Raw genomic sequence first — 12,319 nt, forward strand, 5'->3', positions numbered from 1 at the left:
GAGAGCCCTGCCATGTCGAAACACCTGCTAAGCCCTCAAGGCGATTTCCCCGCCGTTGGCCTGGGCCGTCGTCTGGCAGCGATGTTCTATGACTTCCTGTTGTGCACCGCCCTGCTGATCGTCACAGCCCTCATCTACAAGCTGGTGTGGATGGCCTTTGTCGGTGAAAGCAAAATGCGTGCGCTCTCTGAGTCCGGTGCCCTGGACGGTGATCCATTGCTGTCGACGATTTTGTTTTTTGTGTTGTTTGGTTTCTTCGCCAAGTTCTGGACCCATTCCGGGCAGACGCTGGGCATGCAGGTATGGGGCGTGCGGGTGCAGAACGCGGATGGCTCGCGGATCAGCCTGTGGCAGGCTTTACTGCGTTTTGTGGTGTCGATTGCGTCGTGGTTGTGCGTAGGGCTGGGGTTTATCTGGTCGCTGGTCGACAAGAAGAAGCGCAGCTGGCATGACATCTATTCCGACAGCCAGCTGGTTCGTATTCCAAAGAAGAAAAAATAAGCGCTTATCAGGCGTTGCCCGCCAGTTTCAGGCGCGCGGCCTGGGTAAAGTCCAGCATTCGCTTGAGCGGGCGCACCGCGTGGGGGATCACCGACGGCTCGACGAAGATCTCGTTACTGCCCTCGCGCAAACACTGCAGAGTCCGCTCCAGCGTATTCATCGCCATCCACGGGCAGTGCGCACAACTGCGGCACGCCGCGCCGTTCCCAGCGGTCGGCGCTTCGACAAACACCTTGTCCGGGCACAACTGCTGCATCTTGTAGAAGATGCCGCGGTCGGTGGCGACGATAAAAGTCTTGTTCGGCAGGCGCTGCGCGGCGGCGATCAACTGACTGGTGGAACCCACGGCATCGGCCAGTTCGATCACCGAAGTCGGTGATTCCGGATGCACCAGAATCGCCGCGTCCGGGTACAGCGCCTTCATGTCTTCCAGTTGCTTGGACTTGAACTCTTCGTGGACGATGCAGGCACCGTCCCACAGCAGCATGTCGGCACCGGTCTGGCGCTGGATATAAGTGCCCAGGTGTTTGTCCGGGCCCCAGATGATGGTCTCGCCGTTATCCATCAGGCTTTCGACGATCTCCAGGGCGCAACTGGAGGTCACCACCCAATCGGCACGGGCTTTGACCGCCGCCGAAGTATTGGCATAGACCACCACGGTGCGCTCGGGATACTGGTCGCAGAACGCGGAAAACTCATCCACCGGGCAACCCAGGTCCAGGGAGCAGGTAGCTTCCAGGGTGGGCATCAGGATGCGTTTTTCGGGGGTGAGGATTTTGGCTGTCTCGCCCATGAAGCGCACACCGGCGACCAGTACGGTCTTGGCCGGGTGAGCGGCGCCAAAACGGGCCATCTCCAGAGAGTCGGAGACACAGCCGCCGGTTTCTTCGGCCAGGGCCTGGATTACCGGGTCGCAGTAAAAGTGAGCCACCAGCACCGCGTCCTGAGCCTTCAGCTCGGCGGCGATAGCGGCACGTAAAACCGCCTCCTCGGCACCACTGAGCACCTTGGGCTGTTTGGCATCAAGGTGGGCTTGAACCAGAAGACGTTCGGAAATTTGCGTCATGTTCGCAAGACCTGCAGGCGCAGTTGCGCGAAAGTCGAGTGTACCACCGGCTCTGGGCCCCTTGCGGGTACCGCCGGACGAAGTGATTGTGTTCATCAGCACGGACAACGGTGAAGCCGCGCAAGGCTACAGAATATCGATTGGATTCAAAAGCCTAATCTGGGGTGCGGGCGCTTTGTCCGTTGTAGCTGGTGGTGCTTACCACCGGCTACAACTACAAATACGCTCGCATCGCCCAGGAAGAAGCCAGGCCGTCAGGCTTCGCTGATTTTGTTGACACTGGTGATCTCACCGTTCCAGATCATCTCGTAATGCGCCGTTTGAACGATGGATGAGACAGGCATGGGCGTCATCAACGCCCAACAGTGGCTCTCTTGTGAACGCACGGACCTGTACCGCAGGCCGGGAAAGCCTGCTTCCTTGATAGCCCTCCCCAAACGATGGGAGTGCGTGTAATCGTCGGGATCGTAAATGGGATCAGTCATAGGAATGGATGTCGCATCCTTCATCGAATTATCCACGAAGGAACAGGACAGCCCCCGGAACATAAAGCGCTCGTAGTTGAGGCCGCGAACGTTCGACCAATACTGACTCTGATGATGACGCACCTCTGCCAGTGCAGTCTCCATCGTGGCGGCCAGGTACAGCACACCGAAGCTGCCATCGCTGAAACGCGACCCGGCTGGATTTACATGAGTGAACGGTGCCGTTGCATATGAACACCCAGGAATGCCGAAGGGGATTTCCTTGCGAGGTATCAACTCAATAAGACCGACCTCGTTATGCAGCCTGGGATTGGTCAGGGCCTGAATCTGATAGAGCACATCAAATTCGTCTGCGCTCGCCACGTCGTCAAACAGGGCAATGGGCGGAAACTTTGAGTTGACCAGTCGATAGGCCTGCAATTGCTCTGCGGCCATATCTGACAACTGACTCAGCATCACCACTGCGCTCCACGTAGAACATCAATCCGGCGAAACGTCTCGTACAGGGAAATCATATCGCCCTGGGCCATGATTTCGAGGGGCGTACGACCGTTGAAAAAGCTGTTGTCATTCGCCATCGCCGGGAAGCCATATACGTTCTCGGGATTATCAAAGACCAGGCGAAGCGCTGCGTGGATGTTCAGTACAAAGCTGATTCGCTGCATCTGGTCAGAATCCAGGCCCACCGACCAATCGACATCACGCTGCTTGGCACGCGTATAGGTGCTGCGGGAAATACGCAAGATACGGCAAGCCTGGTCACTGGTTGCCTGCCATTTTTCGAGAATGCCTACGGCAGCGCGCAGACCGGTCACGCATTGCTCCTTGGAAAATGCTTGCGCTTGGAGGGGTAGTGTCATGGTCACAACCTCACACTTAATCTACAGACTCAAATATAAGAATATTGAACCTATAGATCAACCCAAAGCAACTACCCTACCTTTTTACACGCCAAAAAAAACCCGGAAATCCTCACTATCGTGGGCCTTTCGGATTTTCTAAACTGCAATATCAGCTAGTTAGCTGCTAAAGCCTGCGCCAGCAGATACTGAGAAACGTCGAGAGCCTGAGCCTTGAGACGACGCGGTGAAGTCCAGGCCGCCAAGGCTGCGGCGATTGCGCAGATCAATGAGTCGATTCTGGTTCGAGGGCAAAACTGAGCTGAAACATGACAGCCCCGCTCTCTTGCCGAGGCAGGGGCTGTACTTGCCGACCACTGATAAACAAACCGATTAACAGGCTCCGCTGCAACAATCTAAAAGCACCCTTCGCGACATCTTTCACTATGCCAGCCAGAAAAGCCGATCTATTCCAAGCGTATGCTTGCCCTCCCCGCACCTTCTTCGTGCACTTTTTTACTGAATAACGCGGCACTCCTCACGTTTTATGTAATAAATCCGACACCGATGTAACAATCCGCTTAATGATGGCTCAACTATGGCAAGTCCCTGAGTTCACCATCTGGCTCCAGGGGCATGGATCGTCCGTATTTTCACGTTAAGGATGTCGAGTGCCGAATCAGCCCTCAACCGAGCGTCTCCTTCTTACCCGGAGCCTGATCGTTTCCCTGCTCTGCCTGGGCTCATTACCGGTGGTTGCTGCCGATGGGCCGCAGGCCGGCCAAGAAGCCCTGCGCTTGCAGCAACAACAACAGCGCGACCTGCAACAGCTGCAATTGGAACAACGCCAGCGCCAGATGCAGCGAGGCAGTTTCGGCACCCAACCAGAAGCGCCAGCACTGCCTGCAGACACCGTGAAAGATGAGCGCTGCTGGCCCCTGAGCGGTACGCGCCTGGCCGGGGTCACGCTGTTCAGCAAGACCGAGCTCAACACGCACATCGAACCCTATGTGACCTCCTGCATGGGCGTCACCCAGATCAACCGACTGCTGGCCGAGATCACCCGCCTGTACGTCGAGGCTGGCTATATCGCCAGCCGTCCTTACCTGATCAGCACCCCGGCCGCTGGGCAGCCTCTGGATATCCACGTCGAAGAAGGCTATATCGAAGCCATCGAGCTGGCCGACCAGAGCCTGCCAGTGTCTTTGCGCGGGGCGTTCCCTGGAATGCTCGGCAAACCATTGAACCTGCGAGACCTGGAGCAGGGCCTGGACCAGCTCAATCGCCTGCGTTCGGTGGACCTCACCGCCGACATTGCGCCCGGCAGCGAGCCAGGCGCTTCGCGGCTCATCCTGCGCTCACGCAGCAGTGCCTCGCGCTGGGGCCTGGGCCTTGGAGTGGATAACCTCGGCAGCGCCGGCACCGGGCGTGATCGCAACTCCATCAGCCTGAACCTGGACAGCCCGTTGCAGCTCAACGACTCGCTCAACTTAAGCTTCAGCGACACCCTCAACCACGGCCCGCGCTACAGCCGCAGCAACAGCCTGTTTTATTCCATCCCCTACGGTTACTGGACCTACAGCCTGTTCGCCAGCCATGCCGAATACCGCTCGCCATTCAAGCTCAGCAGTACCACGTTCTATAACAGTGGCCGCACCGATCAGGTCAGCCTGCGTACCGACCGTGTGCTGTGGCGCGATCAGGGCCATCAACTGAGCGCCAACTTGCAATTGGCCTACAAGGACGTCGACAGCTACCTGCAAAAGGTTCGCCTGGGGATCCAGAGCCCGACGCTGACCGTGGCCGAGGCGGGATTGAACCTGTTCTGGCTCAACAGCGCGGTGTGGAACCTGGACGTCAATTACGCCCAGGGCCTGACCTGGTTCGGCGCCGATCGGGATGCCGACCAAGTGCAAAAGAACCTGCCCCAGGCGCAGTTCCACAAATACCGCGCCAACCTCACCCAATGGCGCAATGGCCAGCTCAACGGCCAACCGTGGCAGTGGCAAAGCCAGTTATCGGCGCAGTACAGCCCCGACGCCTTGCCCGCCATCGAACAACTGCTGGGCACCGACGATTCGGCGGTGCGAGGCTATCGCGAGAACAGCGCTTCCGGTGCCATCGGCGCGGTCTGGCGTAACACCCTGCGCTTACCGCTCAACAGCGACCTGCCGATCAAGATCACCCCACGCCTGGGCCTGGACAACGGCTTGGTCAAGCGTGAGCACGGCTCCCAGAGCCAACGTCTGAGCGGTGCCAGCGCCGGACTCAACCTGAGCTGGAAGAACGTGCAGCTCGACTTCGACTACCAACGCAACCTGAACACCCCTGCAGGTTTTGGCCAGGAGCCGGAAGTTTGGCTGACGCGCCTGAGCGTGCAGATATGAGCCGATGCCCGATTAGCCTGACATAACCGCTGTACCTGACCCCACAGCAGCCTCGCACCGAACGACGCACTGCGCGGATCAGCCAACATAGAGCGAGACTTTTTATGCCCAATGACATACACAGCTTTCACCTCTCCCCCAGCGGCAAACTGCGCTGGGCCATCGCCAGCCTGTTCCTGTTACCTCAACTGGTATTGGCCGGTGGTTTGACGGTAGTCGAGGGCCCTGGCGGCACCCCGCAACTGCAAAATCAGGGGGGGGTGCCAATCGTCAATATCGTCGCGCCCAATGCCGGCGGCCTGTCGCATAACCAGTTCCTGGACTACAACGTCGATCGCCAGGGCGTGGTGCTGAACAACGCCCTGCAGGCCGGGCAATCCCAGCTCGCCGGGCATCTGGCGGCCAACCCGCAATTCCAGGGCCAGGCGGCCAGCGTGATCCTCAACGAAGTGATCAGTCGCAACGCCTCGACCCTCAACGGCGCACAGGAGATTTTCGGGCGGGCGGCCGATTATGTTCTGGCCAACCCTAACGGGATCTCGGTCAACGGTGGCAGCTTCATCAACACCCCCAACGCCAACCTGGTGGTAGGCCGTCCCGAGCTCAATGACGGCAAACTGCAAGCCTTGAGCACCCGCGATGCTCGCGGCCAACTGACGGTGCAAGGCCAAGGCCTGCAAAACCGTGGTGGCTCGATCAACCTGATTGCCCCGCGCATCGACAGCCAGGGCCGTCTCGACGCCCGTGACCAATTGAACCTCACCGTCGGCCGCAACCAGGTCGACTTCGCCAGCGGCGAAGTGCGCAAGGTCGACCCGGCCAGCAAGACCCAGGACCAGCGCATCGACGCCAGCCTGTTCGGCGCGATGCAGGCCGGACGCATCAACATCATCAGCACCGCCGAAGGCGCAGGTGTGCGGGTCGGCGCGGTGCAAGTAAGCGGCCGCGACGGCGTAAACGTCAGCTCTGCCGGCGACCTCGATATCAGCGGCCAAGTGCACGCCAATAGCCTGGAGGCCAATCGCGCCGGGGTGCAGAGCCACCAAGGCGATGTCAACCTGCACAGCGGCAAGGACTTGAACCTGGCCGCTACTGATGTCAGCGGGCGTAACGTCAAGCTCGACGCCAGCCGCAATCTGACCCTGAGCAGCCTGGAAAGCCGCAAGCTTCAGGAAGATCGTCACAAGTGGGAAAACAGCAACTTTCTGTTCACCTACGAAACCTATGACGCCACCACCACCGACAAGGACTCGCGCCAGCACGGCAACAAGGTCGTGGCCCAGCAGAATGCCACGCTGTCTTCCGGCGCCAAGACCGAAATCAAGGCCAGCAGCGTTGAAGCAGGCGACACCCTGAACATCAAGAGCGGCGACGATCTGCGCCTAAGCGCCGCCACGGAGACCCACGAAACCCGCGACCAGGGCAAGCACCGCAAGCACCTGTGGAAAGCCAACTGGGACAAGTCCAGCAGCGAGCAACGCAGCGTCACCAGTAGCCTCAAGGCCGGCAAGAACCTTGAGCTGACCAGCCAACAAAAACTACAACTGCAAGGCGCTGAACTGAAGACTCCGGGCGACATTCAACTGGCCGCCCGACAAGTTGAAATCACCAGCGTCAGCCGCACCCAGAGCAACAGCGACAACGCCTACTCTGGCGACTTGGTAGGCGGCAGCTTCTTCGGAAAAAACAGCGACGGCGACAAGGGCAAGACCTTGAACACCGGCAGTAAGGTCAACGCTGACGGCAAACTGATCGTCAAGGCTGACGAAGTGCGCATCAGCGGCAGTCAGGCCCGTGGCGGCAAGCAAGCCAGTGTGATCAGTGAGAAAGGTTCGCTGGTGATCGACGGCGTGCGCGATCTATCCCACGACAACAGCTACAGCAAGGACAGCAAGTTTTTCGGTATCTCCAAGGACGAAAGCCGCAAGAACCTCAAGGACAGCACCGTCGTCGCCAGCAACCTGCGCTCGGACAGTAACCTCAAGCTGCAAAGCGCCAAGGACATCGAAGTCAGTGGTTCCCAGGTCTCGGCGGCAGGCGAGCTGAAGGCTGACGCCAAGGGCGACATCAAGATCGCCTCAGTTGAAAACACCTCCCACGACACCACCAGCACCCACATCCGTGGTTTTGACGGCTACGCCAAGGAAACCGCCGACGGCACCCGCCAGTACCGTGCGGGCGTGCGTTATGAAGACCAGCAGCAAACCAGCAAGACCGACACCACCCGCCAGCAGGCCTCCAGCCTCAGCGGCGGCACCCTGGCCGTCACGGCGGATGGTGATTTAAGCGTCAAGGGTTCCGACCTCAAGGCCACCCAGGGCGATGCAACCTTGAGCGGCAAAAACGTCGACCTGTTGGCGGCTCACGACAGCACCACCAACACCACCGACAAGACCACCGCCGGTGGCGGCGTCTACTACACCGGCGGTCTGGACAAGGCCGGCAGTGGCGCAGAGTTCAGCCATCAGAGCAGCCACGACACCCGCAGCAAAACCACCGCGCAAACCAGCAACGTGGCAGCGACAGGCAAGCTGACCATCAATGCCGGCAACACCCTCACCAGCCAGGGCGCACAGGTCAAGGCCGGTTCCGAGTTGCAGGTCAATGCCGCCCAAGTCGATAACCAGGCGGCCCATAACAGCGAAACCAGCACCCACAAAGAGAACGGCTGGACCGCCGATGTCGGCGCGAATGTCGAATACAAAGGCATCACCCGCCCGATCGAAAAAGCCGTCGAAGGCTTGGCCCAGACCAAGTTCCATCAGCCTGGGCTGCTGGACGCGTTCGAGCAGCCCAATGTCGGGCTCGATGTGGAAGTGGGTCACACCAACAAGACCCGGACCCAGCAGGACAGCACGGCGGTGGTCAGCCAGTTCAGCGGCGCCACGGTGCAGGTCAATGTGGCAGGCCAGTTGAAGGATGAAGGCACCCAATACCGTGCCACTGATGGTGAGTTGAAGATCGATGCCGGCAGCCACGTTGCCACGGCGGCGGCCAATACCCACAGTAGCAGCGAGCAAGGCGTGGACGCCAAGGTGGGCGTGCGGGTCTACACCACCACTGGTGAAGACCTGAACGTACGCGGCAGCGGTACCGGCGGCAGCAGCGACGTGCGGGAAACCTCCAGCACGGCAGTGGTCGGCAGCTACTCCGGGACCCAGGGCGTCAACCTCGACGTCAAGGGCGATGCCCGTTATGAAGGCAGCCAGTTCAATGGCGGCCAGGCGGGGGTCAACCTCAAGGCTGGCGGTGAGCTGGCGCTGAACCAGGCCAACGACACCCAGAGCAAAAACAGCAACACCCTGCGCGGCAATGGTTCGTTGACCGTGGGCACCGCACCGGGCACCAGCGGCACTAACGTCAACCTCGGGGCCGGCGTGCAACTGGACCACAAACGCCTGGACACCCAGGACAGCCAGGCCCACGTCGCGACGATCCAGGGCAACGGCCCGATCCTGCTCACCAGCGGCGGCGACCTGACCCTGCAAGGCACCCAGATCGGCAGCAGCACCGCCAAGACGGGTGACATCAGCCTCAATGCCGGTGGCAAGCTGGACCTGCAGGCGGCAACCGACACCCACGTCAGCAGTGGCAGCAACCTGGGCGGCGGTCTGACCGTCGGTGCGGGCAAGACCAGCAGCGCCGAAAGCAGCAGCAATACCGGAAGCCTGAGCGCCAACTTCAACATCGGCAAAGTCGCGGAAAACGACCAGGGCGTCACCGTTGGGCAGTTGCACAGCAACGGCAAGGTCACTCTCGCCAGCGCTGCTGACACAGCCGATGCCATCTACCTGCAAGGCACTCAGGTCAAGGCCGGCAGCGTCAGCCTCGATGCGCAAAAAGGCGGCATCCTGCAAGAGTCGGCGCAATCGACCCAGGCTCACAACAGCTGGGGCGTGGGCCTTGGCGCAGGCGGTAGTGGCGGAAAAACCACCCTCGCCGATGCCGGTGAACACGACACGCCAAAGACCCAGCACGGCATCAATGCCCGAGCGAAAGTCGATGTCGATCATCTGCAAGGCACCACCCAGCACGACAGCCTGATCAAGGCCGACAACGTGGTTATCAACAGCGCTGGGGATACTCACCTGGCTGGAGCGCGGATCGAAGCGGATCAGGTCAGTGGCAAGATTGGTGGAGATCTCGTGGTAGAGAGCCGCAAGGACCAGATCAGCAGCACTCAGGTCAATGTCGATGCCAAACTGGATGTCGAGAAAAACCAGCCCGGCGTAGTCGACAAACTGGCCAAGACCACCGGCCCGCTCAAGGACAAGGTACAAGCCAAGGCCGAGGGCGCATTCGACAAACACCGCGAGAAACTGGAGAACGTCGTCGACAAAGGCACCGAGCATTTGGTCTCAGCCAAAGACAGCGTGGTCAACACCGTCGGTAATGCCAAGGAGCGCCTGGGGGAGAAACTCACCCGCAGCGGCAGCTACGACGTCAACCCAGAACCACGCGGCGCCTTCGGCACCAGCGTGGACAAAGCCAAGACCTACCTGGCGGACAAGAAGGATGCCTTGGGCACTCGCCTGTCCGGCGTCAAAGATAAGTTCTGGCCGAAAACCAGTGACAGCTACTCCGTCAGCGACAAGAACACCACTGGCAGCTCAGTGGCCAATACCACAGAAAACGTGCTGTTCGGCGACAAGAGCGGTAACACCGCCTACACCCCGACCTTGAACCTGGACGTCAGCCATATCGTCAAAGACAGCGTCACCCAAGCATCGGGCATCAGTGGCAACCAGAGCGTCAATCTGCAGGTAGGTGGGGACACTCGACTGACCGGCGCACGGATCAGCGCCAGCGACGGTAAGGTCAACCTCGGCGGCTCCAGCGTCACGACCACTACCTTGGCAGGTAGCGACTACCGCGCTGATGTTGGGCTGAACGTCTCGAAGTCGCCGGTTAACCTGATTCTTGGTGCGAAGGATGAACTGACCCAGAAACAGGACGAGGCCACCCGTAAGGGTCAAGCCTTCAACCTTGGACCGCTGCGGGTTGGCGGGCACAGTGACAGCCAGGAGTTGCAGGCTGGGATTGATCAGAAGATCAACTAAGTAGGAGTGGCCCTCAGTGGGAGCGAGAATACCCGTTCTCACTGGGGCCATCGTTGCGTCAGCCTTTTGCTAACGCGATGCAGCTATCACGCAGAGTGATCGTTGAACCAGGTGACCACATTACCCACCGTACGATCCACTACATCCGGCTGATCATAGTATTGAAAATAATTGGTACCGTTCTCCCAGATGAGTTTCTTGCCTGAGGTGGGGATCGATTCAAAATGCCGGCGAGCCGCAGCCGGGTTCATACAGCTATCAGAATGCACGAATGCATTCGATTTCGCTTCGACAGCGCAGCGATATACCGGTGGGAGTTTGCCCGCCAGCGAAACAACACTTCCCGATCCCGTACATTCACCAAATCGCAGGCAAAAAAAAACCCGGAAATCCTCACTTTCGTGGGCCTTCCGGATTTTCTAAACTGCAATATATGGTGGGTCGTGTGGGATTCGAACCTACGACCAATTGGTTAAAAGCCAACTGCTCTACCAACTGAGCTAACGACCCGCTTCGTGGTGGTGCGTATAATACTGATTTCTAACGGAAATTCAACACCTAATACGAAATAAATCAGAAATAATGTGTTGGGTCACTGATTCCGGCTGCCGAGAAGCCTTCTGCACGCAGGCGGCAGCTGTCGCACTTGCCACAGGCACGGCCCTGATCGTCTGCCTGATAGCAGGAAACGGTGAGTGCGTAATCAACCCCAAGACGCACGCCTGCCTTAACGATATCGGCTTTGCTCAGGTTCTGCAGGGGAGCCTGAATGCGGAAGCCCTGCCCCTCTACACCGGCCTTGGTAGCCAGGTTGGCCATGCGTTCGAAAGACTCGATGAACTCGGGACGGCAGTCTGGGTAGCCTGAGTAATCCACGGCATTGACGCCGATAAAGATGTCTCGTGCATTGAGCACTTCTGCCCAGCCCAGGGCCAGGGACAGGAACACGGTGTTGCGCGCCGGCACGTAGGTCACTGGAATGCCTTCGCTGGGTGCCTCGGGGACGTCAATGGAGCTGTCGGTCAGGGCCGAGCCGCCAATGCCGTTGAGGTTCAGGCTGATTACCTTGTGTTCAACCACACCCAGGTCGCGAGCAACGCGGGCGGCAGCATCCAGTTCGGCGCGGTGACGCTGGCCGTAGTCAAAGCTCATGGTGTAGCAGCTGTAGCCGTCAGCACGAGCCATGGCCACTACGGTGGCGGAATCGAGGCCGCCGGACAGCAGGATCACAGCACGTTTTTGATCTAGCGTTTGTTCAGTCATTTCAGCGCCCCGGCTCGTCATTCCAAAGATATTTATGCAGTTGCAGTTGCAGGCGTACCGGCAAATTGTCCGCGACCACCCAGTCGGCCAGTTCGCGAGCGTTCAAGTCGTGGTGGCTTGGAGAAAACAGCACCTCGCCTGCGCGCCGGTCGAGACCATACTGAATCAGCTTGGAACTGGCCCAGTCGTAGTCGTCACGGGAACAGATGACGAACTTGACCTGATCGTTGGCCGTCAGCAGCTCGATGTTCTCGTAGCGGTTGCGATTCACTTCCTTGGAGCCAGGCGTCTTGAGATCGACCACTCGGCTTACCCGAGGGTCTACCGCGGAAATATCCAAGGCACCACTGGTTTCCAGGGACACCTCGTAACCGGCATCACATAGTTGCTTGAGCAAAGGAATGGCATTGGGCTGGGCCAACGGCTCGCCGCCCGTCACACAGACGTAGCGTGGCCGGTAGCTGGCAACCTGCTGGAGGATGTCTTCGAGGGTACGCACGGTACCGCCACTGAAGGCGTAGGCGCTGTCACAGTATTGGCAGCGTAGCGGGCAGCCGGTGAGGCGCACAAATACTGTGGGCAAGCCGGCGGTGCGCGTTTCACCCTGTAACGAGTAAAAAACTTCGGTAATACGTAATGTATCTTGCATAGTCGCCACGGGCGTAACAGCTAAACAGGCTGTCCGCCTCCGTCAGGCACTTCAAGGAGCTCCGCTAAC

General features: G+C 59.3%; 8 protein-coding genes and 1 tRNA gene. 3 read left to right on the forward strand and 6 right to left on the reverse strand.

The annotated features are described in order from the left end of the window. Positions 1-12 precede the first annotated feature (12 nt). Positions 13-501: an RDD family protein gene (locus ACZRJ6_RS02245; protein WP_463966905.1), complete on the forward strand. Its 489-nt coding sequence runs from the start codon at positions 13-15 to the stop codon at positions 499-501. Between the two features lie 7 nt (positions 502-508). On the opposite strand, the gene nadA is transcribed toward ACZRJ6_RS02245, so the two are convergent. The 3 genes from nadA to ACZRJ6_RS02260 form a co-directional block, all read right to left on the reverse strand. Further along, positions 509-1,567: a quinolinate synthase NadA gene (nadA, locus tag ACZRJ6_RS02250; RefSeq protein WP_463966906.1), complete on the reverse strand. Its 1,059-nt coding sequence runs from the start codon at positions 1,565-1,567 to the stop codon at positions 509-511. A gap of 254 nt (positions 1,568-1,821) precedes the next feature. Next, positions 1,822-2,514, reverse strand: a complete 693-nt coding sequence (locus ACZRJ6_RS02255) for an RES family NAD+ phosphorylase (protein WP_463966907.1) — start codon at positions 2,512-2,514, stop codon at positions 1,822-1,824. Beyond that, a complete protein-coding gene (locus tag ACZRJ6_RS02260; RefSeq protein WP_463966908.1) occupies positions 2,508-2,912 on the reverse strand; it encodes an antitoxin Xre-like helix-turn-helix domain-containing protein in 405 nt (134 codons plus the stop codon). Before ACZRJ6_RS02260 ends, ACZRJ6_RS02255 begins: the two co-directional genes overlap by 7 nt. 650 nt (positions 2,913-3,562) lie before the next feature. On the opposite strand from ACZRJ6_RS02260, the gene ACZRJ6_RS02265 reads away from it, so the two are divergent. Next, a complete protein-coding gene (locus tag ACZRJ6_RS02265) occupies positions 3,563-5,278 on the forward strand; it encodes a ShlB/FhaC/HecB family hemolysin secretion/activation protein (RefSeq protein WP_463966909.1) in 1,716 nt (571 codons plus the stop codon). Positions 5,279-5,382: 104 nt separating this feature from the next. Beyond that, a complete protein-coding gene (locus ACZRJ6_RS02270) occupies positions 5,383-10,338 on the forward strand; it encodes a hemagglutinin repeat-containing protein (protein WP_463966910.1) in 4,956 nt (1,651 codons plus the stop codon). A 434-nt stretch (positions 10,339-10,772) separates the two neighbouring features. Here the strand turns inward: ACZRJ6_RS02270 and ACZRJ6_RS02275 are convergent. The 3 genes from ACZRJ6_RS02275 to queE form a co-directional block, all read right to left on the reverse strand. After that, positions 10,773-10,848, reverse strand: a tRNA-Lys gene (locus ACZRJ6_RS02275). Positions 10,849-10,911: 63 nt separating this feature from the next. Next, complete coding sequence (queC, locus tag ACZRJ6_RS02280; RefSeq protein ID WP_463966911.1) at positions 10,912-11,601, reverse strand: 7-cyano-7-deazaguanine synthase QueC; 690 nt, start codon at positions 11,599-11,601, stop codon at positions 10,912-10,914. A gap of 1 nt (position 11,602) precedes the next feature. Continuing rightward, positions 11,603-12,250: a 7-carboxy-7-deazaguanine synthase QueE gene (queE, locus tag ACZRJ6_RS02285; RefSeq protein WP_149411983.1), complete on the reverse strand. Its 648-nt coding sequence runs from the start codon at positions 12,248-12,250 to the stop codon at positions 11,603-11,605. Between the last annotated feature and the right edge of the window lie 69 nt (positions 12,251-12,319).

The organism is Pseudomonas sp. C321, from assembly GCF_055407105.1.

Bases quoted from the DNA above. Each gene is read 5' to 3' on its own strand.
- ACZRJ6_RS02270 (WP_463966910.1), top strand. From the start codon at position 5,383: ATGCCCAATGACATACACAGCTTTCACCTCTCCCCCAGCGGCAAACTG.
- queE (WP_149411983.1), bottom strand. From the start codon at position 12,250: ATGCAAGATACATTACGTATTACCGAAGTTTTTTACTCGTTACAGGGT.
- nadA (WP_463966906.1), bottom strand. From the start codon at position 1,567: ATGACGCAAATTTCCGAACGTCTTCTGGTTCAAGCCCACCTTGATGCC.
- queC (WP_463966911.1), bottom strand. From the start codon at position 11,601: ATGACTGAACAAACGCTAGATCAAAAACGTGCTGTGATCCTGCTGTCC.
- ACZRJ6_RS02260 (WP_463966908.1), bottom strand. From the start codon at position 2,912: ATGACACTACCCCTCCAAGCGCAAGCATTTTCCAAGGAGCAATGCGTG.
- ACZRJ6_RS02245 (WP_463966905.1), top strand. From the start codon at position 13: ATGTCGAAACACCTGCTAAGCCCTCAAGGCGATTTCCCCGCCGTTGGC.